At 71.8% G+C, this 24,155-nt stretch carries 28 protein-coding genes and 1 pseudogene; 10 read left to right on the top strand and 19 right to left on the bottom strand.

The window, feature by feature from the left end; all coding sequences use genetic code 11:
- Positions 1–2: 2 nt before the first annotated feature.
- A complete protein-coding gene (locus ACFP2T_RS40720) occupies positions 3–641 on the bottom strand; it encodes a hemerythrin domain-containing protein (protein WP_377432063.1) in 639 nt (212 codons plus the stop codon).
- Positions 642–689: 48 nt separating this feature from the next.
- The gene (locus ACFP2T_RS40715) at positions 690–1,037 is read right to left on the bottom strand and encodes a DoxX family protein (RefSeq protein ID WP_377432062.1); all 348 of its coding nucleotides are present in this window, start codon (positions 1,035–1,037) and stop codon (positions 690–692) included.
- Positions 1,038–1,159: 122 nt separating this feature from the next.
- On the opposite strand from ACFP2T_RS40715, the gene ACFP2T_RS40710 reads away from it, so the two are divergent.
- Positions 1,160–1,621 (top strand): MarR family winged helix-turn-helix transcriptional regulator, encoded by a 462-nt coding sequence (locus tag ACFP2T_RS40710; protein ID WP_377432060.1) that lies wholly within the window; start codon positions 1,160–1,162, stop codon positions 1,619–1,621.
- A gap of 41 nt (positions 1,622–1,662) precedes the next feature.
- The gene (locus ACFP2T_RS40705) at positions 1,663–2,124 is read left to right on the top strand and encodes a pyridoxamine 5'-phosphate oxidase family protein (protein ID WP_377432059.1); all 462 of its coding nucleotides are present in this window, start codon (positions 1,663–1,665) and stop codon (positions 2,122–2,124) included.
- Here ACFP2T_RS40705 and ACFP2T_RS40700 read toward each other — a convergent pair.
- Both ACFP2T_RS40700 and ACFP2T_RS40695 read right to left on the bottom strand, forming a co-directional pair.
- Complete coding sequence (locus tag ACFP2T_RS40700) at positions 2,121–2,618, bottom strand: hypothetical protein (RefSeq protein WP_377432057.1); 498 nt, start codon at positions 2,616–2,618, stop codon at positions 2,121–2,123. The genes ACFP2T_RS40705 and ACFP2T_RS40700 overlap by 4 nt on opposite strands.
- A gap of 14 nt (positions 2,619–2,632) precedes the next feature.
- Entirely contained in the window at positions 2,633–2,989 is a 357-nt protein-coding gene (locus ACFP2T_RS40695; RefSeq protein ID WP_377432056.1) for a nuclear transport factor 2 family protein, read from the bottom strand.
- A 68-nt stretch (positions 2,990–3,057) separates the two neighbouring features.
- Between ACFP2T_RS40695 and ACFP2T_RS40690 the strand changes: the two genes are divergently transcribed.
- Complete coding sequence (locus ACFP2T_RS40690) at positions 3,058–3,852, top strand: inositol monophosphatase family protein (RefSeq protein ID WP_377432054.1); 795 nt, start codon at positions 3,058–3,060, stop codon at positions 3,850–3,852.
- A gap of 4 nt (positions 3,853–3,856) precedes the next feature.
- The gene (locus tag ACFP2T_RS40685; RefSeq protein WP_377432052.1) at positions 3,857–4,726 is read left to right on the top strand and encodes an SDR family NAD(P)-dependent oxidoreductase; all 870 of its coding nucleotides are present in this window, start codon (positions 3,857–3,859) and stop codon (positions 4,724–4,726) included.
- A 13-nt stretch (positions 4,727–4,739) separates the two neighbouring features.
- Here ACFP2T_RS40685 and ACFP2T_RS40680 read toward each other — a convergent pair whose 3' ends face one another.
- Positions 4,740–5,588, bottom strand: a complete 849-nt coding sequence (locus ACFP2T_RS40680) for a hypothetical protein (RefSeq protein ID WP_377432051.1) — start codon at positions 5,586–5,588, stop codon at positions 4,740–4,742.
- 76 nt (positions 5,589–5,664) lie between these two features.
- Positions 5,665–6,012, bottom strand: coding sequence for a hypothetical protein (locus tag ACFP2T_RS40675; protein ID WP_377432049.1), 348 nt, complete (start codon positions 6,010–6,012; stop codon positions 5,665–5,667).
- A gap of 311 nt (positions 6,013–6,323) precedes the next feature.
- Between ACFP2T_RS40675 and ACFP2T_RS40670 the strand changes: the two genes are divergently transcribed.
- On the top strand, positions 6,324–6,983 hold the full coding sequence (locus ACFP2T_RS40670) for an alpha/beta hydrolase fold domain-containing protein (RefSeq protein WP_377432047.1): 660 nt from the start codon (positions 6,324–6,326) through the stop codon (positions 6,981–6,983).
- A gap of 53 nt (positions 6,984–7,036) precedes the next feature.
- Here the strand turns inward: ACFP2T_RS40670 and ACFP2T_RS40665 are convergent, their stop codons facing one another.
- The 4 genes and pseudogenes from ACFP2T_RS40665 to ACFP2T_RS48145 all read right to left on the bottom strand — a co-directional run.
- Positions 7,037–8,155: a nucleotide disphospho-sugar-binding domain-containing protein gene (locus tag ACFP2T_RS40665; protein WP_377432046.1), complete on the bottom strand. Its 1,119-nt coding sequence runs from the start codon at positions 8,153–8,155 to the stop codon at positions 7,037–7,039.
- Positions 8,156–8,160: 5 nt separating this feature from the next.
- Entirely contained in the window at positions 8,161–9,702 is a 1,542-nt protein-coding gene (locus ACFP2T_RS40660; protein ID WP_377432045.1) for a DUF6297 family protein, read from the bottom strand.
- Positions 9,695–9,889 carry a hypothetical protein gene (locus ACFP2T_RS48150; RefSeq protein ID WP_417629220.1) on the bottom strand — a complete coding sequence of 65 codons (195 nt, stop codon included), beginning with the start codon at positions 9,887–9,889 and terminating at the stop codon, positions 9,695–9,697. The genes ACFP2T_RS40660 and ACFP2T_RS48150 overlap by 8 nt, the downstream gene beginning before the upstream one ends.
- A gap of 21 nt (positions 9,890–9,910) precedes the next feature.
- A pseudogene (locus ACFP2T_RS48145) lies at positions 9,911–10,264 on the bottom strand (ABC transporter ATP-binding protein); the annotation flags it as partial.
- Positions 10,265–10,426: 162 nt separating this feature from the next.
- On the opposite strand from ACFP2T_RS48145, the gene ACFP2T_RS40650 reads away from it, so the two are divergent.
- From ACFP2T_RS40650 to ACFP2T_RS40635, 4 genes are all read left to right on the top strand, one after another.
- Complete coding sequence (locus ACFP2T_RS40650) at positions 10,427–10,765, top strand: PadR family transcriptional regulator (protein ID WP_377432042.1); 339 nt, start codon at positions 10,427–10,429, stop codon at positions 10,763–10,765.
- Positions 10,762–11,667 (top strand): ATP-binding cassette domain-containing protein, encoded by a 906-nt coding sequence (locus ACFP2T_RS40645; protein WP_377432040.1) that lies wholly within the window; start codon positions 10,762–10,764, stop codon positions 11,665–11,667. Before ACFP2T_RS40650 ends, ACFP2T_RS40645 begins: the two co-directional genes overlap by 4 nt.
- A complete protein-coding gene (locus tag ACFP2T_RS40640; RefSeq protein ID WP_377432038.1) occupies positions 11,664–12,347 on the top strand; it encodes an ABC-2 transporter permease in 684 nt (227 codons plus the stop codon). The genes ACFP2T_RS40645 and ACFP2T_RS40640 overlap by 4 nt, the downstream gene beginning before the upstream one ends.
- Before the next feature lie 241 nt (positions 12,348–12,588).
- Positions 12,589–13,758, top strand: a complete 1,170-nt coding sequence (locus ACFP2T_RS40635; RefSeq protein ID WP_377432036.1) for an MFS transporter — start codon at positions 12,589–12,591, stop codon at positions 13,756–13,758.
- 34 nt (positions 13,759–13,792) lie between these two features.
- On the opposite strand, the gene ACFP2T_RS40630 is transcribed toward ACFP2T_RS40635, so the two are convergent.
- The 8 genes from ACFP2T_RS40630 to ACFP2T_RS40595 all read right to left on the bottom strand — a co-directional run bounded on the left by ACFP2T_RS40630 (position 13,793) and on the right by ACFP2T_RS40595 (position 21,646).
- Positions 13,793–14,743, bottom strand: a complete 951-nt coding sequence (locus ACFP2T_RS40630; protein WP_377432035.1) for a hypothetical protein — start codon at positions 14,741–14,743, stop codon at positions 13,793–13,795.
- A gap of 69 nt (positions 14,744–14,812) precedes the next feature.
- Entirely contained in the window at positions 14,813–16,843 is a 2,031-nt protein-coding gene (locus ACFP2T_RS40625) for an amylo-alpha-1,6-glucosidase (RefSeq protein WP_377432392.1), read from the bottom strand.
- A 5-nt stretch (positions 16,844–16,848) separates the two neighbouring features.
- The gene (locus tag ACFP2T_RS40620; RefSeq protein ID WP_377432033.1) at positions 16,849–17,367 is read right to left on the bottom strand and encodes an SCP2 sterol-binding domain-containing protein; all 519 of its coding nucleotides are present in this window, start codon (positions 17,365–17,367) and stop codon (positions 16,849–16,851) included.
- A gap of 145 nt (positions 17,368–17,512) precedes the next feature.
- Positions 17,513–19,576, bottom strand: a complete 2,064-nt coding sequence (locus ACFP2T_RS40615; protein WP_377432031.1) for an amylo-alpha-1,6-glucosidase — start codon at positions 19,574–19,576, stop codon at positions 17,513–17,515.
- Positions 19,573–19,944: an SCP2 sterol-binding domain-containing protein gene (locus tag ACFP2T_RS40610; protein ID WP_377432030.1), complete on the bottom strand. Its 372-nt coding sequence runs from the start codon at positions 19,942–19,944 to the stop codon at positions 19,573–19,575. The genes ACFP2T_RS40615 and ACFP2T_RS40610 overlap by 4 nt, the downstream gene beginning before the upstream one ends.
- Before the next feature lie 186 nt (positions 19,945–20,130).
- Positions 20,131–20,547, bottom strand: a complete 417-nt coding sequence (locus tag ACFP2T_RS40605; RefSeq protein WP_377432029.1) for a CBS domain-containing protein — start codon at positions 20,545–20,547, stop codon at positions 20,131–20,133.
- Between the two features lie 94 nt (positions 20,548–20,641).
- Positions 20,642–21,082, bottom strand: a complete 441-nt coding sequence (locus tag ACFP2T_RS40600; RefSeq protein ID WP_377432027.1) for a PPOX class F420-dependent oxidoreductase — start codon at positions 21,080–21,082, stop codon at positions 20,642–20,644.
- Between the two features lie 30 nt (positions 21,083–21,112).
- On the bottom strand, positions 21,113–21,646 hold the full coding sequence (locus tag ACFP2T_RS40595; RefSeq protein ID WP_377432026.1) for a MarR family winged helix-turn-helix transcriptional regulator: 534 nt from the start codon (positions 21,644–21,646) through the stop codon (positions 21,113–21,115).
- Between the two features lie 59 nt (positions 21,647–21,705).
- On the opposite strand from ACFP2T_RS40595, the gene ACFP2T_RS40590 reads away from it, so the two are divergent.
- Positions 21,706–22,980 (top strand): glycosyltransferase, encoded by a 1,275-nt coding sequence (locus ACFP2T_RS40590; RefSeq protein WP_377432025.1) that lies wholly within the window; start codon positions 21,706–21,708, stop codon positions 22,978–22,980.
- 113 nt (positions 22,981–23,093) lie between these two features.
- Here the strand turns inward: ACFP2T_RS40590 and ACFP2T_RS40585 are convergent, their stop codons facing one another.
- Positions 23,094–24,122: an aspartate-semialdehyde dehydrogenase gene (locus ACFP2T_RS40585; protein ID WP_377432023.1), complete on the bottom strand. Its 1,029-nt coding sequence runs from the start codon at positions 24,120–24,122 to the stop codon at positions 23,094–23,096.
- Between the last annotated feature and the right edge of the window lie 33 nt (positions 24,123–24,155).

Raw genomic sequence — 24,155 nt, 5'->3', positions numbered from 1 at the left:
GGTCAGAACTGGCCGGGGTAGAAGCCGTGCCGGGACAGCGGGCCGATGAGCTGCTGTTCCTCGTAGGCGAAGTGCGACAGCAGGGTGTCGGTGAGCAGGTCGATCGCCTCGGTGATCGGGCCGTAGTCGGTGGGGTTGCGGGCGAGGTGCACGAGCGCGTCGTCGATCCCCTCCAGCACCTCGTGGATGGCCAGATGCTCCTCGTGCAGCCGGTCGAGTACGGCCGACAGGTCGCGCTGGCTGCGCCGCAGGTGGGGAAAGATCCCCTCGCTCTCCATGGTGTGGTGGTTTGTCACGGAGCGGCACTGCGCCTGGCAGACCCCGCCGAGGGTCCAGTCGTTGGCCCGGATCGTCATCACGTTGATCTGGCTGCGGGCGTCGCCGAGCTGTGCCGTACCCTCCTTGACCTGCCGGAGGATGTCCCGCATCTGGGCCAGCTCCGCCCGGTAGTGGTCGTGTACGTCGACGAGGTGCCGGCCCGCGTACAGGCCGTGCCGCGTGAAGGTGACCTCCGGGGGCGGCTCGGCCGCCATCGGCCGGGTCGCCTCGTTCAGCACGCTCTTCGGGCTGAGCCGCTCGGTCGGCGCGGCGCTCGGCACGATGCCCGTACGCCGGGTCAGCCAGTCGTTCTCGGTGGTCATGGCCTGCCTTCGTGATCTTTCCTGGAGTGGTGATTATCCTCTGACGATCTAGGCGAGGATCCGCAGCACCAGGGCGGCGATGGCGACCGCGAGGATGACCAGCGGGGCGTTCAGGCCCTTGAGGTCACCGGCCCGGACGTGGGCGATGACGGCCCCGACGAAGTAGAGGATGACCCCGATCGCGGCGGCGATGCCGAGCGGCGCGATCCAGATTCCGGCGAGGAGCCCGAGGGCGCCGGCGATCTCGCACGCCGCGAGCGGTGGGAACCAGCTCAGCGGCACGCCGGCCTTCTGGAGGCCGGGGGTGACCCGCTCGCTCCTGGTGAGCTTGCCGTGGGCCGAGCCGACGAGCCCAAAGGCGAGGAACGCCGCGACGATGATGTACCCGGTGAACATCGGGGTCTCCTTCGAGGGTGGAGTGAGGGGGTGGAGTGAGGGGCTCCGCCACGCTACCAGATAGTCGTGAAGCCTCAACTATTTAAGCGTCCCGACTATTTGTTGCTGGTAGCATCCTGGGCATGAGCCGAGGTAGCAGGCGGTCCGGGGAGACCGAGCGAACCGGCTTCCTACTCGCCCGGCACGGCGGCATCGCCAACGCGCGGCTGCGCCAGGCACTCGGCCTGGCCGGGCTCAGCCCCCGGCACGGGATGACGCTGACCCGGCTCGCCGAGACCGGCTCGATGACCCAGCAGAGCCTGCTCGACATCCTCGGCGTCGACGCCAGCGTCCTGGTCACGCTGCTCAACGAGTTGGAGGACGAGGGCCTCGTCCAACGGCGCCGGGATCCGGCGGATCGGCGCCGGCACATCGTCGAAATCACTCCCGCCGGTTCGGCCGCGCTCGATAAGGTGGACGCCGCCGTCGACCAGGTCGAGCGCGACCTGTTCGCGACCCTCACCGCCGAGCAGGTCGGCCAACTGCACGAACTGCTCACCCGGGTGCGCACCTCGGTCAACGACCCGGCGTGCACGGAGGACTGACCGGCCCGAGCACCGATCACCCGATCAGCAGGAGGCTCCCCGTGGCGAGCTGGCGAGACATCGAACAGGACGCTCCGGACTTCGCGGCGCGGGTCCGGGAACGGTTCGGGGCCGGCACCAACAAGACCATTGCCACGCTCCGCCGGGACGGATCGCCCCGGATCAGCGCCTCGGAACTCGAGTTCAGCGACGGGGAGATCACCCTCGGCATGATGGGCGGTTCGATGAAGCTGCTCGACGTCCGGCGGGACCCCCGGATCGCCGTACACAGCCCGACCATCGAGCCGCCCGCCGACGCCCCGGAGAGCTGGCCGGGGGACGCCAAACTCGCCGGTACGGTCGTCGCGATCGACCCGCCGGCCGACAATCCGCACGAGGGCGCCGGGTTCTTCCGGATCGACATCACCGAACTGGTGCTCACCTACGTCGGCACCCCCGCCGACCACCTGGTGATCGAGTCGTGGCATCCCGACTCCGGCTGGCGACGCCGAACCCGCCGCTAGAGCCGCTCGGCGGCGAGATCGCTCGCCAGCCGGCGGAGATCCGCGCTGAATGCCGCGTCGGCCTCTCCGGCGAGGTCGTATTCGAGGCGGTCGAGCAGCCGCAGCAGGCGGCCGACGGCCTCGTTGCCGGCGTCGGCGTGGGCCTCGCCCAGCTGCGCCAGGGTGCCCAACAGGCGGTGACCGCCCCGCTCCACCCGCAGCGTGCCGTCCATGATCTGGGCACAGATGCTGGCGCTGGCCAACCGGGCGGCATGTCCGGGATCCGGCTCCGGGATGCCGAGTTCGACGAGCATGTCGCGGAGCATCCGCTCGGCGGCGTACGGCGGCAGGGACCTTGTCGACGCGATGGCGAGCCGCACCGTCGACTCCCCGTCCACGTCGGCTGCCAGCAGGTCACAGGCGAGCATCACCGCCTCGGCGGGCTCGACGTCGTCGACGACCAGGTGGGCGTAGGCCAGTTCCGCACGCCGGCGCAGATCGGATCTCAGCTCCACGTTCCACGCTCCCGTCAGGTGGCGAGGTACGTCCCGTGTCCCCGTACGACGAGCGGGCCGTCGAAGACGAGGACCTCGTTGACCAGGCCACCCTTCTGGTTCCGGTAGTTGATGACCACCGTATCGACCCCGACATAGGTGGCCACGACCTCGAAACGCAGGTCAGGAATCCGCCGGAGGCCCTCGGCCCAGTACGCCCGCAGCGCCGCCTTGCCCCGCACCACACCGTCGGAGCCCTCGATAAGCTGGGCCGCGACCGGCGAGGTGAAGACGACATCGTCGGCGTAGTGCGCGAGAAGGCTCTCCAGGTCGTGAGCGTTCCAGTCCCTGACCCACCCGTCGACGAACCCCTGGATGGCTGTTCTGTCCATGGTCCGATCATCACCTACCGGTCGCACGTCGTCGTCCCCACGGTAGGTGGCCAGCCGGGAGCGAACCAGTGAGCCTGCTTCCCTTCGCGATCGACGTCGCACACCGGGCCGGGGCGATCCTCGCCGAACTGCGCGGCCGGGTCGACGTCGAATACAAGAACGGCGTCGAGCCGGTCACCGAGGCCGACCTCCGCTCGGACGCGCTGATCCGCGAGGCGGTCGCGGCGACGTACCCCGGTCATCGGGTGCTTTCCGAGGAGGGTGCCGGCCCGGCGGACCTGGCGGGCCCGGTCTGGGTGGTGGACCCGATCGACGGCACCGCGAACTACGCCCGAGGTCACCCGTACGTCGCGGTCTCGATCGCGTACGCGGTCGACGGCGTCGTCCAGGCCGGTGTCGTACACGCGCCCTTCCTGCGCGAGACCTTTACCGCGGTCCGGGGTTCCGGTGCCTGGCTGGATGGCGTACCGATCCACCCGAGCGATCCGCCACACCTGCGGCAGGCGATCGTCAGCACCGGCTTTCCACACCACAAGGGAGATCTCGACCCGCTGGTGGAGCGGGTCCGCCGGCTGCTGACCGGATGCCAGGACATCCGCCGGGCCTCCTGTCCCAGCCTGGACATCTGCTATGTCGCCGCGGGGCGACTGGACGCGCACACCGAGTCGCTGGCGCCGTGGGACGTGGCCGCGGCCGGACTGATCGCGGTCGAGGCGGGCGCGGTACGCAGTCACCTCGAACCGGACGACTTTCCCACCGACCTGGCCGGCAACGGCTTCCTGGTCGCCGCGCCGACGGTCCACGATCCACTGGTCCGGCTCCTGGGCGGCCCGCTGCGCCCTGCCGGCACCCCGGTACGGTGAGGCGATGCCGGATCCCTCTGTCACCGATGGCGACGCCGACGGCGGTTTCCGAGGCGATGTCCGACGCCGCGATGGGCTCCACAGTGGAGCCTCCGGTCCGGATGGTCCGTCGTCCTATGTGGTGACCGGTGGCGGCCGGGGCATCGGCCGCGCCCTGGTCGAGCGTCTCCTCGGCGACGCCGACCAAGTCGTGGTGATCGAGCGTGACCCCGCCGCGCTCGGCTGGATCGCCGACCATCCCGCCGCCGCGCGGCTGGTGGGGGTGACGGGCGACGCCGCCGACGAGGCCGTCACCGAGCACGCCGCCGATGCGGCGAGCACCGCCGGACGGTTCGGTGGCTGGGTCAACAACGCGGCCGTCTTCCGGGACGCCTCGATCCACGACACACCGGCCCGTGTGGTGCTGGACCTCATCGCGGCCAACCTCGACGCCACGGTCGTCGGCTGCGGTACGGCGATCCGCCGTTTCCTCGCCGCCGGCACACCGGGCGCGATCGTCAACGTTTCCTCACACCAGGCCCAGCGGGCGGTGCCGGGCTGCCTGCCGTACGCGACGGCGAAGGCGGCCATCGAGGGACTGACCCGGGCGCTCGCCGTGGAGTACGGCCGGCACGGCATCCGGGTCAACGCGGTCGCCCTGGGCTCGATCGAGACCGAGCGCTACACCGACCTCCTGGCCCGGCAGGATCCGGCCGGCGCCGAGCGGATCGAACGCGACATGCGGCTGCTCCATCCGGTCGGCCGGGTGGGACGACCCGCCGAGGTAGCCGCCACGATCGCACACCTGCTCTCCGCCGAGGCGAGCTTCGTCACCGGGGTCGTCCTGCCGGTGGACGGCGGACGAGCCGCGCTGGGCCAGGATCCCGAGGCGTAGTGCCGCGCCGGGGTCAGCCGGCCCGCGCCGCCCGCCAGCGCCGTACCGGTCGTGGCCGCCGGACCGCCTCGCTCGACGAACCACTCGACGAACCGCCCGACGATGCGCCCGGCCTCCGCGTCGGCGGCAGCCAGCGTCGTACCTGTGCCGTCCGGCTGGCGGCGGCGAACGCCTCCTCCCGGAGACTCCGGGCCGCCGCGGCGGCGACTTCGGCATCCCGCCACGCCGCCCGCTCGCGCTCCGCCGCCGCCGCGTGCGCGGCCAACAGACTGTTCCGGGCCGCCCGGCGGAGCACGATCTCCTGCTCGGCCGGGTGGCGCCGGGGATCCCAGCCGTTGCGGTTCGCCAGCGCGTCGCTCAGTTGCAGCACCGACAGTTCCTGCCGGGTGGCTGCCGCCATCGCGGCGCGGTGCAGGTAGCGCTCCCGATCGGCGTACTCGGCCGGGGTACGCGGAGTACGCGGCTCGGGAAGCACCGCAGCGGCAGCGACCCGGCGCGCGGCGGCATCGGCGACCTCGTACGCCTTCCAGGCCTCCTCGGCCTCCTCCTGCGCCGCCAGCCACTCGTCACGGCGCCGACGCGCGGTGACGGCCGACCGCTCGGCGGCCACCGTCACCTCCTCGGCATAGCGGTTGAGTTCCGCTGCCCGGACCGCCAGCCGCTCGCGGCGTCCCTCGGCGTCCCGGACCGCCACGTCGTAGCCGGTCCCGGCCTGGCGACCGGTCACGTCGCGGCCCGTTTCGTCCCGCCGTGGACGTACGACGAGCGCGATGCCCCCAGCCAGTGCGAGCCCGATCAACACGAGCCAGATCGTGGCGGCTTGGGGCACATTGATCAGGAAGTTGAACAGCACCTTCTCCATCAGAAAACCTCACAGGGTGGCCGATGCGAACAGGGTCGACGGATCCGGACCGGACACGGTCAGGCGTGACCGGTCCTCACCCCAATGGCGGTGCGCGCGGTCCGATCACCCGGGCGTACGCGTCGCCGGCTGGCCGCGATCCCGCCCCGGTCCCCGGCCGGACCTCCGAGCGCGCCGGTTGTCCGAGTACAGGGACGGCCCCGGCCACGACCGCCGTGGTGTCGCTGTCCGTGGTTGACGACTCGTCGGCCTCGACAGCCGTCAGGTCCCCGGCGGACGCCTCGACATCCACAGTGGACGATGTCGCGGTGGCTGCGGCCGCGTCGGGCCGAAGCTCGGCCGCTCCGGTCGCGCCCGGCAGGCCCGTCCGGGCACCGCCGCCCAGCAGCAACGCCATCAGCACCAACGCGGTCACGAACCGCACCGACCGGCACGCTACCCACCAAACGGGGCGGACCAGCGCGACGGGAACCACGACACCCAACCTACTCCTGGTCGGCGGGAACCGCTCGGCAAGCCCGGGTGCCTCCCCTGGCCACCGGCCCGCCGGACGTCACGCCGCCAGGGGCCGGACGGACGTCACGCCGCAGCCGGACGGGAGTTACGGCGCCACCCGAGGGGAGTTACGGCCCGCCCGACGGGAGTTACGGCGCGCCGCCCGACGGGAGTTACGCCGTCAGCGGAGTCCGCCCGGTGGGCTAGGCAAGCCGATCGCGCGACGATCATGCTGGACCCATGACAGAGCGGGGAATCGTCTTGTGGCTGCCGGGTGGCGGCTGGCGCGGATGGTCTGCCGAGGACGGCTCGGCCCTGGCGGGGCACGGGCTGACGGTGGTGCAGGGCCGCTACCGGCTGACCGACGAGGCCCAGTGGCCGGCACAACTGGCCGATATCCGGGAGGCCGCACGGGAACCCCAGGCGCGGGCCCGCGCGGCAGGTCTGCCATTCCTGGTGGCCGGCGACTCGGCCGGTGGTCACCTGGCGCTCCAACTCGGGCTGCGCGGCGTCGCCGAGTCCGGCGACGTGGATGCCGTGCTGGTGTACTGGCCGCCGGTCGACCCGCTGGCCGAGGACTGGCTCCGTGCGCTCCCCGCCCGTGGCGGCGACAACCCGTGGGTGTCGCTGCTCGGCCACCCGGCGGCGGCGGACGATCCGACGACGGTGGACGCGATCCCCACGACCCATGTGGGCAACCGGGTGCCGGTGCTGCTGGTGCACGGCGCCCAGGACGCGGCGGTGCCGGCGAGCCAGAGCGTCGCCCTGACCTCGGCCCTGCTCCGGGCGGGGCATCCGGTGCAGGCGCTGGTCACCCACGGTGGGCACGCGTTGCCCTTGGACCGCCCGGACATCCGGTCCGTCACCGCCACCTTCCTCGACGCCTACCTGCCCGGCTGAGACATCACCTGCCCGGCTGAGACATCGCCTGCCCGGCTGGAACATCCACCTGCTCAGCGGGCCAGCGCTTCGAGCCGGGGCACCAGGTCCGCCGGGGCGGGCATCGCCGCCATCTCCCGACGTACCTCCTCGGCGGCGGTCGCCAGAGCGCGGTCGGTGAACAGCCGCTCCAGCACCGCCGAGGTGATCTCCCGCTCGGATACGGCGAGCCCCGCACCCCGGGCCGCCACCAGGGTGGCATTGTGCCGGCGGTCGCCCGGTCCGGGCAGCACGAGCTGCGGTACGCCGGCGGCCAGCGCGCCGAGCACCGAACCGGCCCCGCCGTGGTGCACCACCCCCACGCAGTTCGGCAGCGCCGCGTTGATCGGTATCCAGCCGACGGTACGGACGTTGTCCGGCAGCGACCCTCGACGGAGTACCCGACGGTCGGGGCGGACCAGTACGAACTCGGCGTCGACCCCGGCGGCGGCCCGGACGACGGCCGTCATCACGTCGCCTCCGCCCGGCCCGGCGACCGTGCTGCGGCTGACCAGGATCCGGGGCCGGTCGCCGGGCTCGCGCAGCCAGTCCGGCAGCTCCCCGACCCCGCGGAACGGTACTCCGCGCATCTGATCGCCGGCCCGCTCGCCCACCACACTGGGCGGCGCGATCGTGAGGGTGGCGGCGTTCGGTCGCAGGTCGCCGATCCCGCTCCGGTGCTGGGCCCGGACCAGCCGGGCGGCCGTGACCCGGACCAACTCGGCACCGTCGAAGAGCGAGTTCTCGTGCAGCACCGCCGGTACGGCACGACGGGCGGCGGCGAGCGCACCGGCCACCGCCAGTGGCTCGTACACGACGAGGTCCGGCTGCCACCGGTCGGCGAGGGTGACCACGCCGTCGGTCAACTGGTCGTTGGCCGCGCCGAACAGCAGTGCCACGCCACGCGTGCCGGCCCGGCCAGCCAACTCGGCGCGGGCGATCAACGGATGTCGCAGCATGACCCGGCGGGCGATCCGGTCGAACCGGAGCGCCGGGGCAACGTCGGAGACCGGCAGCCCGGTCCGGCCCACGTCGAGCCCGTCGCCACCCGTGGCGAGCAGCACCTCGTGGCCTGCCGCCCGCAGCGCCTCGGCGAGCGGCACCATCGGGAACACGTGTCCGAGCAACGGCGCTGACGCGAAGAGCACCCGCATGCCGGTCAGCCTAGTGATCGCGGCGACTTCCGGCGCGCTCCCGCGACGGCGATGAACCCAGCAAGTCCGAGCAGCGACCCGGCCACCTGCACCGGGACCGCCCCGGCCGGATCGCCCGCGCCGACGGCGATCAGCGTCGGCAGGGTGCACAGCAGCCCGAGGTCCCACCCGGTGACGAACCGGTGCAGCGGTCCGGTCGGCACCATCCCCATCGGGGTGACCAGCGGCGGCAGGTCGTGCCGGACCGCTCCGCGCCGGGCCGCCCGCAGCGCGCCGACCGCCAGTGCGGGGCCGGAGACGGCACCGAGCAGCAACCACTGCACGGCGCTCCCGGGCATCCGGGCGGCGACCAGCGCCAGCGACCCCGCACCCCACGCCGTACCGACGACGGCCGGCAGGATCGACCGGACGGCCAGCAGCCTGCGCCCCGGCAGGCCGAGCAGCCGGGCCAGTGCGGGCAGGTCACGGTCTCGGCGGGCGTTGTCGGTCACCGCACCCACCGCGAGAAGTCCGGACAGCAGCCAGGCTCCGGCCAGCAGCGGCCCGGGGCCGGTGACGCCGGCCAGCAGGGCGGGCGGCAGCGCGGCGACCACGACCAGGGCCAGTCGATCCGGCGACCGCCGCAGCGTCAGGACGTCGTGCGCGAGTACGGCGAGCCGGGCCGGCAACCGGGGTAGGCCGGTACGTCGCGGTGACCGCCGGGCCCATCGGCGTTCCTCGGTGACCCGGGCGGCGGTCCCGAGGTCGAGCGTGACGACACCGGAGGACAGGGTTCCGGCGAAGGCACCGCCGGGGGCGAGACCGGCCAGTCGTACCCGGTCGAGTCGGACCAGCGCGAGGCCGGCGACTGCGGCGGCCAGCACCCCGGCGGTGGCCAGCCGGGCGGGCGACGTGCCGTCGGCCACCGCCTGCGGCCAGGACCACGGCCCGAGCCAGCCCCCGACGACGATCCGGGCCGGCAGGTCGACGACGGTCAGTGCCGCCGCGGCCGCGCCGAGCAACAGGGCGGACCGGTCCAGCACCGCCGCCGACCCCTCGGTGAGGGTCTGTGCCAGGGTGGCGAGCCCACCGACGAAGAGACCGGCGATCCCGCCGGCCAGGACGACGAGCAGGCCCATCGGCGCGACCAGGGCCCAGGCCACGAACGCGCCGTGCAGCAGTCCAAGGACCGTGGCCAGGCCGAGCACCACTCCCGCGGTCGGCCAGAGCAGGCCGCGCCGGCTCGTCGGGCTGGAGAAGAGCCAGGACAGTCGAGCCGGTGCGGCGGCCAGCGGCCCGAACCGGGCGGCCCCGCCGAGGGCGGCGGCGTACCAGAGCAGCCCGAGCGCCAGTAGCGTGCCCGGCGTCGGCCGGACCGGCGGGCCGTCGGCGAGTGCCGTGGACATCCGGGGCAGGCTGCCGGCCAGGATCCCCCCGGCGACCAGCAGGGCCAGCAGCAGCATGTACGCCCGCTCGGCGTAGCCGCCGACGCGGGCCCGGCCGCGGGACCGCAGATAGCCGCGGGCCGGCCCGGCGGGGCTCGCGCCGGTGGGCCCGGGCCTAACCATGCCAGTCCGGTACGTCCAGCGGCTGCGCCCCGGCCGCGGCGATCAGCGTGGGGTCGTGGCTGGCCAGCACGACGGCTCCGGCCCGGCCGGCGTACTCGCGCAGCAGGGCGCCGACGGCCGTGCGACCGGCCTCGTCGAGGTGGCGTTCCGGCTCGTCGAGCAGCAGCAGCCGGCTGGGGCGGGCCAGTGCCAGGGCCAGGGCGAGCCGCTGCCGCTGTCCGCTGGAGAGCCGCCCCGGCAGCACGGAGGCGAACCGGGTGACACCGAGCCGGGCGGCCAGCGCAGCCGCCTCGAACCAGCCGGCCGGCACGGGCCGGTTGACGAGTTGGACGAACTCCAGGTGTTCTCCGGCGGTCAGGTTCGGATACCAGGCGGCGGTGTCCAGCAGGCTCGCCACCGTACGCCGGAACGCCGGGGACCGCTCGTCGACCGGTGCGCCCTGCACGAGGATCCGGCCGCCCAGTGGTCGGAGCAGTCCGGCGAGGCAGCGCAGCAGAGTGGATTTGCCGACGCCGTTCGGCCCGGTGACCGCGAAGACGTCTCCGGCGTCCACGGCCAGCCGCAGCCCCCGGATCAGTACGCGGTCGCGGTAGCCGACGTCCAGCCCCTCGGTCCGCAGGATCATCCTGTGCTCCCCGTTTCCTCGCTCGCGGCCCGCCGCAGAGTACCGCCATCAGTCTCTAGGTTGCTGCGCCATCTAGATGACTGTGCTAGCTTCTTCGCCGTGGATCAGGAACGCCGTGGCCAATGGCTACGCGGAGTGCTTGACCTGTGCGTACTCGCCCTGCTGCAACGCCGGGAGTCGTACGGGTACGAGCTGGCCCAGTCGCTGGACGCGACCGGTATCGGCCCGATCCAGGGCGGGACCCTCTACCCGGTGCTGCTGCGCCTGCAACGCACCGGCCTGGTCGCCGCGCAGTGGCGGGAAGGGGCCTCCGGGCCGGCGCGCAAGTACTACCAGATCACCCCGACCGGCAGCGAGACGCTACGCCGGACCGCCGTCGACTGGGACGCCTTCGCCAGCGGGGTGGGGACGGTCCTGCGGGAGGTGCAGACACGATGAATCACGACGGATGGCTTCACGCGCTCACCGGTGAACTGCACCGGCGCGGCCTCGATCCGGACCTGTCCCGGCACGTGGTCGCCGAGGCGGCGGCACACCTGCGGGACAGCGGCGAGGCGCCGTTGCGGGTCTTCGGTACGCCCGAGACGTACGCGGCGGCGGTCGCCGAGAGCGTCGGAGTGCCCCGGCCACAGTTCGGTACGGCCTGGTCGCACGCGTCCGCCGGGGCCGCCGAGAGCGCCGGTACGGGTCGGGCTCTCGGAACGGCCCGGCCACGCCAGCCCTCGCCCGGACCGGTCCGACTGGACGTACGCGGCATCAGCAAGCGCTACCGCCGTCGGCCGGTGCTGACCGGCGTGGACCTGACCGTCCGGGCCGGTGAGATCGCCGCGGTGGTGGGCGCGAACGGCGCCGGGAAGAGCACCTTCCTGCGGATCTGCGCCGGCCTGATCAGCCCGGACCAGGGGCAGGTACGGGTGCACGGAAGCCTCGGCTACTGCCCACAGTCCGGTGGCACCAACGACTACCTCTATCCGGACGAGCACTTCGTGCTGGTCGGGGCGGGACGCGGGCTGCCCCGCGCCACGGCTCGGGCGGCCGGCCGGGAACACGCGGCGGCGCTGGACTGGGATCCCGCCGGTCGTACCCAGGCCCGGCACCTCTCCGGCGGCACCCGGCAGAAGCTCAACCTGGTGATGGCCGCCCTCGGCGAGCCGGACGTGCTGCTGCTGGACGAGCCGTACCAGGGTTTCGACCGGGGCACCTATCTGGACTTCTGGCAGCAGCTCTGGCGGTGGCGTTCGGCCGGCAAGGCGATAGTCGTGGTGACCCACCTGCTCAACCAACTCGACCGGGTCGACAACGTACTCGACCTGACCCCGACCCGGGAGATGTCGGCATGACCAAGATCCTCACGGTGGCGGAGCTGGCCCTGCGGGAGATCCTGCGCCGCCGCTCCGTACTCGTGATTCTGACCCTGTTGCCGCTGGCCTTCTACTTCAGTCGGCGCGGGGACCATCTCGGCCAGTCGATCCGGTTCGTCTGCCTCGGCATCGGCTGGGCGCTGAGCACCGCCGCCCTGTTCGCTGGCAGCGCCGCCCGGGGCATCGAGCCGCGTCTGCGGTTGTCCGGCTACCGGCCCCACCATCTGCATCTCGGCCGGTTGGTCGCGCTCTGGACGGTCGGCGTGGGCCTCTCGGTGCCGTACTTCGCGCTGATCCGGTTCGACCAGCACGACGTCCGGTACGGCGCCATCGCGCTGATCATGGCGCTGACCGTCGCCGTCGCCGCGCCGTTCGGGCTGGCACTGAGCGCCGTACTGCCCCGCGAACTCGAAGGCACCCTGGTGCTGCTGACCGTGGTCGGACTACAGATGATCATGGACCCGGCGGGCACCGCGTCCCGACTCCTCCCGTTCTGGTTCAGCCGGGAGATCGGCACCTACGCGATCGACCACACCGACGACGGATACCTGACCCGGGGACTGGTACACGGCATCGTGCTGACCCTCGCCCTCACCGCCCTGGTGGCGGTGGCCTCCGGCATCCGCCTGCGCCAGCGCTCCCACCTGAGGTTCATGTAAGGAAGGGCCCCTTCTTATCGTTTTTTGTAGAAGAAGGGGCCCTTCCTAACACCCCTAGCCGGGGTCGTAGAGTCATTCGGGTGATTCCACTGGAGGCGACCGCGGTGAGGTACGCGCGGTGGATCACGCCCGATCTGCCGCTCTACGGCAACGACCACGAGCGCGCCGACTTCGCTCCCTGACCGGCCTGGCACTCCTCCGCCACTGGCCCGTCCATCCCACCCCTCGGGAGCGATCCGTCATGTCGTCGACCGTCGACACCTCCGCACTCGTCGTCCTGAAAACCCCACAGACCGCCCGGGTACTGGCGGCCAGCCTGCTCGGGCGGATTCCGCTCGGCGCGGCACCGCTGGCCCTGCTGGTCTTCGCCCGGGAGACCATGACGCTGACCATGGCCGGGCTGCTGGTCGGCGCGTACACCGCCGGAATGGCGGTCGGTCAGCCCATGCTGGCCCGCCTCGCCGACCGGTGGCGCCAGCCGCCGGTGCTGTGGATCGCCGTCGCCGTCTCCACCGCCGGGTTCGCGCTGGTCGCCGCGCCGCTGGCCGGTCCGCTGACCGTCTTCGCCGCCATGCTGGCCGGGATCGGTGCGCCGCCGTTCGAGGCCTGTCTCCGGGTGCTGTGGCGGGACCTGCTGCCCGAGCGCCAGGTCCACACGGCGTACACATTGGACACCACGACCCAGGAGATCATCTTCGTGGCCGGGCCGGTGCTCACCCTCGGCGCCGTCGCCCTGCTCGGCCCGGCCGGCGGCCTGGCCGCCGCCGCGCTGTGCCAGGCCGTCGGCACGGCCTGGTTCGGCACCGCGCCAGCTGTCCGCCGGTGGCGCGGTGTTCCGGCGGTACGGCACTGGGCCGGTCCGCTCCGCGCCGGTCCCCTGCGGGTGATCCTCGGCGCGCTGGTGCTGATCGGCGCGGGGGTCGGCAGCGTGGCGGTGGCCACGACCGGCTACGCCGAGGCGTCCGGCGGGCGGTCCTGGGCCGGCTGGCTGCTGGCCGCCCAGGCGGTCGGGGCGCTGACCGGCGGCCTGCTCTACGTCCGGTCCCGCACGCTGCGTCAGCACGGCACCCTGCCCCGCGCGGCCGCGGTGCTGGCAATCGGCTACCTACCGCTGCTGCTGACCCCGGACCCGCCGACGATGCTGGTGCTGATGGCGATCAGCGGGCTGGCCCTGCCGCCGCTGCTGACCATCACGTTCGTCGGCATCGACGGTGTCGCACCGAGTGGTACCGCCGCCGAGGCGTTCGCCTGGGCGGCCACCGCCTTCTCGGTGGGCAGCGCGCTCGGCGCGGCGCTCACCGGTCCCCTGCTGGACGGGACCGGCAGCGTCACCGCCGGATTCGTGATCGCGCCCGGTGCGATCGGGCTGGCCTACGGCATCCTCGCGCTGGCCGGCCGCCGTCCAAAGTAGGCGCCCGACGTAGGCAACCGGCTCCGGCACCAGGTCATTCGAGCGCCATGGCCAGCCGGTCGACGCTGAGCGCGCTGATCAGCAGCCGTTCCTTCCGGTTGCCGATCAGCCGTCGGGTCCAGTCGACGAAACCACCGTCACCGAACTCGACCCGCTCCCCGTGCAGCACCACGGAAATCTTGAAGCACCATCCGGTGTAGTAGCCCCGCCCGCCGGACCGGTCCGGATCGTCCCGCACCACCACCCTCGGCCGGTCGGCCAGGGCGGCCCGGGCCGCCTCGGCGATCGGGGCCGCCGCCGGGTCCAGCACGGTCTGCGCGACCTCGATCGTGGAGAATCCGGCGGCCTCCAACGCCGCGCAGAGGATGCCCAACTGCTCGCCGCAGTGCCGTCGCTCGAACGCCAGGCTGCCGGTGTCCCGGCCGGCGGTGACCAACGCGAGGAGGCTGAAGTGGGCGAACCGGCCGGGACCGGCGAACCGCTGCGCCCGGATCACCCGTTGCAACGTCGCCAGCCGGACCGTCGGCGCGGACCGACCGTCCCGGGCCAGCAACTCCCGTCGCCGGACCGCCGCCTCCAGCGCCAGCCCGTTGGTCGGATCGGCCGCCACCTCGCTGCCCCGGACCGTGGCGAGGACATTGTTCTGGTTCACCCCGGCGACGGCGGAGTGGGTGCCCAGCGGCGCGACCGGGGCCAGGGCCAGCAACTCGTACGCCTCCGGGATCGCCGACAGCAGCAGGTCCTCGGCCCGGCGCAGTCGGCGGAACCCGGCCTGGGCCGGCGCGACGAACCGGTCCTCCGTGTACCGGCGCAGCACGTCGGCCGGGGTCAGGAAGCCGGCCCGGGTCCGGAACGCGGCCAGCAGCAGCGTGACCAGATCCGAGCCGGACAGCCGTACGCCCAGAGTGTTGAGGATTTCGGCGCCGCCGGCCTGGCGCAGTACCCGGGCCAGAGCCGCACCCTCGACCATCTCAGGATCCGCCATCGCATATCGCTATCACGGCGGATCGCCGTCCACCACCCGCATTCCCGCCCCGGATCTCCGGGGCCGGGTTCAGCCGGGCCGAAGATGGTCCCGGCCCCGACCGAACGCGTCGGTACGGCCCCACCGCCCCGGGATGTCGATCAGCTCGATCCGGCCCAGTTCCTCCGGAATCGCCGGATCGATCGTCAGGTGCTCCTGGTGCGGTCGCAGGCCGAGCAGGCTACGCAGCAGCACCAACGGCGTCCCGGCGGACGAGCAGTACGGGCTGCACGCCCGGGGGTACTGCACCGGGTACCTGGTCCGGGCCCGGTCGTAGCCGGCGAACGCCTCCGGTAGCCGGCCACCGAAGTATCCCGACGCCTCGATCATCCTCGTCGCGAGCCGGGCCGCGTGCTCCTCGAAGCCGTACCGGCGCAGCCCCAGGGCGATGATCGAGTTGTCGAACGGCCAGATCGCCCCGGTGTGGTAGCCGATCGGGTTGTACCGGGCGTGGTCGCGGCTCAGCGTGCGTACCCCCCAGCCGGAGAACAGCCGGTCCCCGAGCAGATGCTCGGCCACCCGCTCGGCGTGGGACTCGTCCACGATGCCGCTCCACAGCAGATGCCCCATGTTCGAGGCGAGCGCGTCGACCTGGCCGCCCTCGGCGTCGAGCGCGAGCGCGTAGAACTCGCCGTCGTCGATCCAGAAGTCCCGGTTGAACCGGACCCGGAGGTCGGCGGCCTCCTGCTGCAACCGGTCCGCGTACACCGGGTCGTTCCAGAACGTCCGGGCCAGCCGGGCGCCACGCATCCTCGCGTCGTAGGCGTAACCCTGCAACTCACAGGTGGCCCGGGGGTTCCCGGGCAGCCGACCGTCGGCGTACGAGATCGCGTCCGAGGAGTCCTTCCAGCCCTGGTTGTCCAGCCCGCCCGAGCTGCGCCGCTCGTACCAGAGGTAGCCGTCCCCCACCAGGTCGCCGTACGTGTCCAGCCAGGCGAGCGCGGAACGGGCCTCGTACTCCAGCATCCGCACCGTGGCGGCATCCCCGGTCCACCGCTCGTACTCGTCGAGCAGGATCACGAACAGTGGGGTCGTGTCCGCCGCGCCGTAGTACGTCGTGTGCGGCCGTTCCTCGAACGCACCCAGCTCGCCGTAGCGGACCTCGTGCAGGATCTTGCCGGGCTCCTCGTCCCGGAAGTCGTCGATCCGGCCCCCCTGGAGCAGGGAGAGCACCCACAACGCGCTGCGCGCGATCTCCGGGAGGAACGGCACCGTCTGGAGTCCGGTGATCAGGCTGTGCCGCCCGAACAGCGTCATGTACCAGGGCAGCCCGGTCGCCGTCAGCTTCGCCTGGCTGGTCAGCCCGACGTACTGCAACGCGGCGAGGTCGATCAGGCTTCGCTCGTACGAGTCCTCCAGCGCCTCCGAGTCGCAGGTGAGCCGGGGTGCCCGGGCCAGCCACTCACCCAGCTCCCGCCGCTTCTCGGGCCGGTTCTGGTTGTAGCCGCGCAGGTTCTCCCGGACGTCGCGACCGCCCGCACCACGGACGACGCCGATCGCCTGGAGCGTGGTGGACCACTGGCCGTGCGCACCGAGTTCGATCCGGAAGGTGAGCCCGCCCTCGTCCACGTCGGCGGGCTCGCTGGAGGAGACGATGGTCTCGGCCACGTGCCGGTTCCGCTGGTAGCAGAGCCGCAGCCGGCCGCCCTCGACCGTCGTCACCGCTCGACCCCGCCTCGGCCGGGCCTCCCGGGCGTCGAACACGTCGGCGAAATCGCAGTCGATCTCCATCCGGAGCGTCAGCACCACCGACTCGTCTCGGTGGTTGAGTACGGTCAGCCGCTCCTCGAACGAGCCGCCGAGGGACCGGTGCCGGATCACGGACGTCTTCGCGTCCACGTAGTGGGTCGGCTCGCCGGGCACCAGGAAGAACCGCGACTCGAAGTACTGCAGGTCGTCGATGGAGAGTGCGTGCAGCCGCTCGCCGTCGATGGTGAGCACCCACTTGGACAGCAGGCGGGTGTCCCAGGCGAAGAGTCCGGCGGGATAGTCCGGCGACGGGTCGACGTCGCCGCGCGAGTCGCTGAGCATGAACGTGTTGCCGTCCAGGATGCTCACCATCTGCTTCACGGTCGGGACTCCCGATCTCCGGGCCGGACCCGGTTGTCGGGACGGACCCGGCTGGCGGGACGCAATCGGTCGTCGGGACGGACCCGGCTGGCGGGACGCAATCGGTCGTCGGGACGGATCCGGCCCTGGAGTTCATCGCGGCGGCGGAGTCGTTCCCGGACCCGGACGCGTGGATCGCGGGTGCCCGGCGGTGAGGGAAAGGCCCGCCGGAACATCAACAGCAACGGCAGGTTCCCCTGCACGGTCACGTCGTTGCGGTTGTAGGCCGCGACCACCTGCGCCTCGCCGATCGCCAACCGGTCGAACAACTCCTGCGTGGTGGCCACCACGCAGTCCGCCTGCCGGTTCTCGTGTGACACCAGGACGTTGCCGCGGTTGACCGAGACGAACCAGTGGTTCACCCCGCCGTCCACTCCCTTCAGGTCGAACCGGATGGTGCCTCTGGCCTTGACCGGAAGGAGGTCCGGTCCGCGCTCTTCGAGGCTGGAGAAGAACTCGGCCGTCGGATCCGCCATCGGGTCGTCCTCCGTTCCACTGCTATGCCGGCTGTTCCGGTCGGGATCACTTGCGCCGCTGGTTCGTCCAGCGATGTTTGGTTCGTCCAGCCACGTTTGGCTCGCCCAGCGACGTTGGTCCGCCCGCGACTCCGGATCGGCGCTACTAGTCCGTCCACCGCCGAACCGAGCCGGTGTGCTCGGCCCGGCCCCGGCCGAAGGCGTCGATCAGGCCCCACCGGCCGGGGATGTCCAGCAGTTCCATCCGGCCCATCCCCACCGGCATCGCCGGATCGACGACCAGATGCTCACCGTGCGGCTCCAGACCGAGCAGCGTCCGGATCAGCAGCATCGGGGTTCCGGTCGACCACGCCTGCGGGCTACAGGCCGTCGGGTACTGGACCGGGTACTTCGTCAACGCCCGGTCGTAGCCGGCGAACGCCTCCGGCAGCCGCCCGCCGAAGTACCGTCCCGCGTCGATCATCGCCTCGGCGATCCGTCCGGCCTCCTGCCGGAATCCGTACCGACGCAGCCCCCAGGCGATCAGCGAGTTGTCGAACGGCCAGACCGTGCCGACGTGGTAGCCGATCGGGTTGTAGCGGCCCTCCCCCTGGGCCAGGGTGCGTACCCCCCAGCCGGAGAAGAGCCGCGGTCCGAGCAGGTGCTCGGCCACCTTCGCCGCCTTGTCGTCGTCGACGATGCCGCTCCAGAGCAGGTGCCCCATGTTCGACGAGAGCGCGTCGACCTGGCCGCCCTCGGTGTCCAGGGCCAGCGCGTAGTACTCGCCGTCGGCCACCCAGAAATCCCGGTTGAACCGCTCCTTCAGCCCCGCCGCCTCCCGCTCCAACTGCTCGGCGTAGATCGGATCGTGCCACGCCAGTCGGGCCAGCCGGGCACCGCGCATCTTCGCGTCGTACGCGTAGCCCTGTAGCTCGCAGGTTGCCCGGGGGTACGACGGCAGCCGTCCGTCGGAGTACGAGATGGCGTCCCAGGAGTCCTTCCAGCACTGGTTCTCCAGGCCGTTGCGCAGGTTCCGCCGTTCGAACCAGACGTACCCGTTGCCCAGCAGGTCCCCGTACCGGTCGATCCAGGCCAGCGCGGCCCGTGCCTCGTGCTCCAGGTCGGCGACCAGTCCGACGTCCCCGGTCCAGCGCTCGTACTCGTCGAGCAGGATCACGAACAGCGCGGTGGAGTCGGCGGAGCCGTAGTACGGCGAGTGGGGCTGTTCCTCGAACGCCGTGGACTCGCCGTACCGGACCTCGTGCATGATCTTCCCCGGTTCACGGTCCCGGAAGTCGTCCAAAGTCACCCCCTGGCTCATCGCCAGATACCGCAGGGTCGGTCCGGTGAGTTCCGGGGTGAACGGCAGGGACTGCAGGCAGGTGATCAGGCTGTCCCGGCCGAACAGGGTCATGAACCAGGGCAGACCGGCGGCCGGTAGCCGGTCCAGGGTGGCCAGCGGCGAGTACCGCAACGCCGCCAGGTCGATCAGGCTGCGCTCGTACGTCTCGGTCAGCGGCTCGTTGTCGCTGGTGAGCTTCGGCGCGCGGGCCATCCAGTCGTTCAGGTCCTGGCGCATCTCCTCGCTCGTCCGGCTCCGGTGGCGCTGGATACTGAGCCGGATGTCCCGGCCACCGGCGCCCTCCACCAGGGTTTCCACCCGTAGCTTGGTCTCCCACTGCTGGTGCGCGTCGATCCGCAGTGCGAAGGTCAGCCCGGTCTCGTCGTACTGGGCCGGCGCGGTGGAGGTGATGATCGATTCGCGGCGGAAGGTCTCCCGCTGGTAGCAGAGCCGCAGCCGCCCCTCCTCCACCATCGCGGTGGTGGTACCCACCTTCTCCTTCACGTCCTTGATCTCGAACAGGTCGGCGAAGTCGCTCTCCACGTTCAGCCGGACCATCACCTCGACCTGCTTGTCCTCGTGGTTGAGGATGGTCAGCTCCTCCAGGAAGCTGCCGCCTACGGTGCGGTGCCGGATGATCGAGAGCTTCGCGTCGATGTAGTGCGTCGGCTCGCCCGGTACGAGGAAGAACTGTGACTCGAAGTACTGGAGGTCGTCGACGGACAGGGCGTTCAGCCGTTCCCCGTTGACGGTCAGCTCCCACTTCGAGAGGAACCGGGTGTCGAACGAGAACAGCCCGGTCGGAAAGGTCGGCGACGGGTCGATGTCTCCCCGGCTGTCGCTGACCACGAAGGTGTTTCCGTCGAGGATGCTGACCAGAGGCTTCATCGCCGCTCCCGTTCCCGCGCCCAGTGCCGGGGCTCGTGCGCGCCGGGCGGCCCCGGGACCAGGTGGTTCAGGTAGCTGTACAAGGTCAGCTTTCCCTCCACGGTGAGCCGGTTGCGCAGCAGCGAGGCGAACGGGTTCGCCCTGCCGCTGGCGATCTCGTTGAAGACGTCACGGGCGGTCCTGACCGTGCAGTCCCCCGCCCGGTCGGTCTGGGTCGCGCTGACACTCCCCGCGCTCAGCACCAGGAGCCAGGTCTCGATCTCGCGACCCTGCTCCAACTCGAACCGCACCGTTCCGCGGATCTTGCCCAGCAGCGGGTCCGGTGGACGGTGGTTGAGCCCCTCGAAGAACTCGGTGGTCGGATCCATTACCCCGCCCTCCCTCCCGCCGGCCCGGTCGGGCCTGGTCCTGCTGTCCGGAGCGTCCCTCACCACCAGGGGTCCGGGCCTCACCCTCGGCGGGTGAAACTGGCCGGATCGCGCCACGGGCGCGGTGGGGCGAGTGACGCGACAGGCCCGGGAACGCCGACGGCGTCGCCCGGGCCCGGGACCGAGTCAGTTGTTGGGTTCGTCGGCGCTGATGTCGGCGAGTACGGACTGCGGCTCCCGCTCCACCGCGAGGTCACCCAACGACACCAAACCGATCAACCTGCCGTCTTCGACCACCGGCAATCGCCGTACGCCGTACGTCCGCATCAGGTCGGCCGCCGCCACCGCGTCGTCGTACTGCGTCACGGTGACCACGTCCTGAGTGAGGATCTGGTTGAGGGTGGCGGTGGACCCGTCCATCTCCTCGGCCACCCCACGGACGGTGATGTCGCGGTCTGTGACGATTCCGATCACGCTGTCCCCATTGGTGACGATCACGTCGCCGATGGCGCTGTCCCGCATCACCCGAGCGGCGGCGGTGAGCGTATCGCCGCCGTCCATGGTCACCAGACGGGTCGTCATGAACTCTCCGACGGTCGTCATCCTGCTCCCCTCTCCTGTCGGCCGCCGCCGTCTACCCGGCTGACCTCGGGATAACCCGAACGAGAGGTGGTGACCGTCCGTGGGGCGCGCGGACTCAGTGTCGGGGTGGTGCCCCGTACAGCCGGTCGACCGGGAGCCGCAGCACCAGCCGGCGGTCGGCGACCATCGCCCGGCGGTAGTCGTCCCAGTCCGGGTGCTCGCCCTGGACCGCCCGGTAGACCTCGATGAGTTCCTCCACCGCCGCATCCTGGAGATCCTCGGCGGTGGGACCGAGGTCGGCGGTGCCCTCCGCGACCGCGTACGCCCAGCCGTCGGCGGTGCTGACCTGGAAGCTGGCCCGTGGGTCGCGGCGCAGGTTGGCGGTCTTCGCCCGACCGTCGGTGATGGATACCCGGATCAGCTGGCGGTCCGGATCGAAGGTGTAGTTGACGTTGGACAGTTGCGGCCGTCCGTCCCGCTTGATCGTCGCCAGGACGCCGAGCGATCCGTCGCGGATGATGCCGAGCAGCGCCTGTTCCGTCCGGTCGTCCACCATCTCCACCCTCCTGTGCGCGGTCGCCCCAACCTACTCCTGATCGGTCGTAGGGGGTGCCTGTTCCTGATCGGCAGCAGGGGATGCCGGCCTCCGGTCGGCAAGATCGGCGAGTACCCGTTCGGCCAGTTCGCAGAGGGTGACGATCTCGGCGGGGCGCAGTGCGCTGAACCAGTCCGCGACCGCCGCGTGATCGCCGTCGTTCCGGTTCCGCCAGTACTCCCCGTTCGCCTCGGTGGCGACGAGTCGACGGCGGCGCCGGTCGGCCGGATCGGCCTCCACTTGGAGCAGGCCCTTGCGGGTGAGCGCGGCGACGAGTTGGGCGACGTTCTGGTGGGTGCTGCCCAGTACGGCGGCGGCCTCGGTCAGGCTCGGTCGGCCGAGCGCGAGGACGGCGGTGAGCAGCGCGGCCTGTTGGGTGGTGAGCCCGTCGGGGCGGAGCCGCTCGTCCATCAGGTAGCGCAACCGCTGGCCGAGCAGCAGCACGAGCCGGAACGCCCGGACCTGCGGCTCCAGATCCGCGCTGTCGGCTCCGACGTCGAACAGGGGCTTCCCCGACGGTGACATGGGCAATATATTACTCAGGCAGAGAAGCCCAATATATTGCAGAATCGGGGGACGCCAGGATGATCTGCCTGCTTCCGCACTGTGCCTACCTGTCCCAGACCTCCCGGATGGTGGAGATCCACCGGGCGCTCACCGCCCGGGGCGTACCGGTCCGGGTGGCCACCCACGGCGGTACGCACGAACGCGTGCTCGCCCAGGCCGGAGTGGCGTACGACGTGATCGGTCCACCGATGACAGCCGAACGCTGTGCCCGCTTCGTACGCGAACAGCCCAGCTCCGGACCGGTGTGGCAGAGCGCGTACAGCGACGGGGAACTCCGGGCCTACGTCCGGGCCGAGGTCGACTACTTCCGGAAACACCGGATCTCGGTCGCGGTCACCGGCTTCACCCTCAGCACCGTGCTCTCCACCCGGGCGGCCGGGATCCGGCTGGTCACCGAGCACTCCGCCAGCTGGGTACCGCCGGTCTTCGAACGCGGCCTGCTCCCGGTCCCGACCCGGCCGGTCGTGCCGGCCCTCCGGTTCCTGCCCGGCCCGATCGTCCGGCGGCTGCTGAACGCCGCCCCGCCCCGGGTCAACTTCTACTGCTCCGGATTCAACCGGATCGCCGCCGAACGGGGCCTACCGCCGGTGCCGAGCCTCGCCGCGCTGCTACTCGGCGACCTCACCCTGGTCACCGAGGCGCCCGAGGTACTCGGCGTGCCGGCGGCGGAGATCGCCGACTGGTCGCCGGCGGGCCGCCGGGGCTACCGGCCGGAGACCCGGCTGCGCTGCACCGGCCCCCTCTTCGCCCACCTCGACATCCCGGTGCCGCCCCGGGTGGACCAGTTCCTGAACCGACCCGGGCCGGTGGTCTACCTGGCCATCACCTCCAGCCCGGCCGACCTGGTCCGCGCGGTGGTCCGCGCCCTCGTCGCACTGGACGCCCGGGTGCTGGTCGCCGCGACCGTGCACGACCTCGGCGACCTCGAGGGCCCCCGGGTCATGGTCGGCGGTGTACTGCCCAGCCACCTGATCATGCCCCGGGTCGATCTCGCGATCACCGCGGGTGGGCAGGGCAGCGTGCAGACCGCGATGGCCGGTGGCACCCCGCTGCTCGGCCTGCCGCTCCAACTCGAACAGGAACTCAACATCTCCCTGGTCGAGCGACTCGGCGCGGCACGCCGAGTCGCCCTCCGGCACGCCGGAACCGCCGAACTCGCCGACACCGCCCGCGCGATGCTGGCCGACCAGCGGTACCGCCGGGCCGCGGAACGGATCCGGGACCGCTACGCCGGCATCGACGGCCCGGCCAACGCCGCCGAGGCCATCGTCGAGTACGCCGAACAGCGCTGAGTACGCCGAACAGCGCTGAGTCCTTCGAACAACGCTGAGTCCCCGAACAGCGCTGAGTCCCCCGAACCGCGTCCCCCGATGAACCCGGCGGCACCACCGGACGGCGAACCCGACTAGCGCCGAAGCTCGCCAGCGACCAGTTCGGCGATCTGTACGGCGTTCAGCGCCGCCCCCTTGCGGAGATTGTCGTTGGAGCAGAAGAACGCCAGCCCGCGTTCCACCGTCTCGTCGGTGCGGATCCGGCCGACGTACGTCGGGTCCTGGCCGGCCGCCAGCAGCGGGGTCGGTACGTCCGCCAGCGCCACCCCCGGCGCCCCGGCCAACAGCTCACGGGCCCGTTCCGGGCTGACCGGCCGGGCGAACCTGGCGTTGACCTGCAACGAGTGGCCGGTGAACACCGGCACCCGGACACAGGTCCCGGACACCCGCAGGTCGGGGATCTCCAGGATCTTCCGGCTCTCGTTGCGGAGCTTCTGCTCCTCGTCGGTCTCTCCCGAGCCGTCGTCGACGATCGACCCGGCCAGCGGAAGCACGTTGAAGGCGATCGGTTCGGCGTACACCCGGGGGGCGGGGAACTCCACCGCCCGGCCGTCGAAGGCCAGCGCGCTGGCACCGTCGGCCACCTTGCGGACCTGCTCGTCCAGCTCGGCCACCCCGGCCAGGCCGGATCCGGACACCGCCTGATAGGTCGTCACCACCATGCCGACCAGCCCGGCCTCGGCGTGCAGCGGTCGCAGCACCGGCATCGCGGCCATCGTGGTGCAGTTGGGGTTGGCGATGATGCCCCGGGGTCGCGCGGCCGCGGCGTGCGGGTTGACCTCGGCGACGACCAGCGGCACCTCGGGATCCATCCGCCAGGCCGACGAGTTGTCGATCACCACGGCGCCGGCCTCGGCGACCCGGGGGGCGAGTTCCTTACTCGTGCCCTTTCCGGCCGAGAAGAGCGCGATGTCCAGGTCGCCGTAGTCGGCGGTCTCGGCGTCCTCCACCACGATCTCGCCGTTCCGCCACGGCAGCGTCCGACCCGCCGAGCGTGCCGAGGCGAACAGCCGGAGCCGCTCGACCGGAAACTGGCGTTCGGCAAGTATCTGCCGCATCACGCCACCGACCTGGCCGGTGGCCCCCACAATGCCGATCCTCATACCCGCGAGGCTACCCAGCCCGCCGGTCGGTCC

It is taken from the genome of Plantactinospora solaniradicis, from assembly GCF_042658085.1.
In the GTDB taxonomy this organism is placed as follows: Bacteria; Actinomycetota; Actinomycetes; order Mycobacteriales; family Micromonosporaceae; genus Plantactinospora; species Plantactinospora solaniradicis.
Note: the sequence above shows the minus strand (reverse complement) of the source record. Positions and strands in the feature narration are given on the sequence as shown.

Bases quoted from the DNA above. Each gene is read 5' to 3' on its own strand.
- ACFP2T_RS40720 (WP_377432063.1), bottom strand. From the start codon at position 641: ATGACCACCGAGAACGACTGGCTGACCCGGCGTACGGGCATCGTGCCG.
- ACFP2T_RS40715 (WP_377432062.1), bottom strand. From the start codon at position 1,037: ATGTTCACCGGGTACATCATCGTCGCGGCGTTCCTCGCCTTTGGGCTC.
- ACFP2T_RS40710 (WP_377432060.1), top strand. From the start codon at position 1,160: ATGAGCCGAGGTAGCAGGCGGTCCGGGGAGACCGAGCGAACCGGCTTC.
- ACFP2T_RS40695 (WP_377432056.1), bottom strand. From the start codon at position 2,989: ATGGACAGAACAGCCATCCAGGGGTTCGTCGACGGGTGGGTCAGGGAC.
- ACFP2T_RS40685 (WP_377432052.1), top strand. From the start codon at position 3,857: ATGCCGGATCCCTCTGTCACCGATGGCGACGCCGACGGCGGTTTCCGA.
- ACFP2T_RS40680 (WP_377432051.1), bottom strand. From the start codon at position 5,588: ATGGAGAAGGTGCTGTTCAACTTCCTGATCAATGTGCCCCAAGCCGCC.
- ACFP2T_RS40670 (WP_377432047.1), top strand. From the start codon at position 6,324: ATGACAGAGCGGGGAATCGTCTTGTGGCTGCCGGGTGGCGGCTGGCGC.
- ACFP2T_RS40665 (WP_377432046.1), bottom strand. From the start codon at position 8,155: ATGCGGGTGCTCTTCGCGTCAGCGCCGTTGCTCGGACACGTGTTCCCG.
- ACFP2T_RS40660 (WP_377432045.1), bottom strand. From the start codon at position 9,702: ATGGTTAGGCCCGGGCCCACCGGCGCGAGCCCCGCCGGGCCGGCCCGC.
- ACFP2T_RS40645 (WP_377432040.1), top strand. From the start codon at position 10,762: ATGAATCACGACGGATGGCTTCACGCGCTCACCGGTGAACTGCACCGG.
- ACFP2T_RS40640 (WP_377432038.1), top strand. From the start codon at position 11,664: ATGACCAAGATCCTCACGGTGGCGGAGCTGGCCCTGCGGGAGATCCTG.
- ACFP2T_RS40635 (WP_377432036.1), top strand. From the start codon at position 12,589: ATGTCGTCGACCGTCGACACCTCCGCACTCGTCGTCCTGAAAACCCCA.
- ACFP2T_RS40630 (WP_377432035.1), bottom strand. From the start codon at position 14,743: ATGGCGGATCCTGAGATGGTCGAGGGTGCGGCTCTGGCCCGGGTACTG.
- ACFP2T_RS40625 (WP_377432392.1), bottom strand. From the start codon at position 16,843: ATGGTGAGCATCCTGGACGGCAACACGTTCATGCTCAGCGACTCGCGC.
- ACFP2T_RS40620 (WP_377432033.1), bottom strand. From the start codon at position 17,367: ATGGCGGATCCGACGGCCGAGTTCTTCTCCAGCCTCGAAGAGCGCGGA.
- ACFP2T_RS40615 (WP_377432031.1), bottom strand. From the start codon at position 19,576: ATGAAGCCTCTGGTCAGCATCCTCGACGGAAACACCTTCGTGGTCAGC.
- ACFP2T_RS40610 (WP_377432030.1), bottom strand. From the start codon at position 19,944: ATGGATCCGACCACCGAGTTCTTCGAGGGGCTCAACCACCGTCCACCG.
- ACFP2T_RS40605 (WP_377432029.1), bottom strand. From the start codon at position 20,547: ATGACGACCGTCGGAGAGTTCATGACGACCCGTCTGGTGACCATGGAC.
- ACFP2T_RS40600 (WP_377432027.1), bottom strand. From the start codon at position 21,082: ATGGTGGACGACCGGACGGAACAGGCGCTGCTCGGCATCATCCGCGAC.
- ACFP2T_RS40595 (WP_377432026.1), bottom strand. From the start codon at position 21,646: ATGTCACCGTCGGGGAAGCCCCTGTTCGACGTCGGAGCCGACAGCGCG.
- ACFP2T_RS40590 (WP_377432025.1), top strand. From the start codon at position 21,706: ATGATCTGCCTGCTTCCGCACTGTGCCTACCTGTCCCAGACCTCCCGG.
- ACFP2T_RS40585 (WP_377432023.1), bottom strand. From the start codon at position 24,122: ATGAGGATCGGCATTGTGGGGGCCACCGGCCAGGTCGGTGGCGTGATG.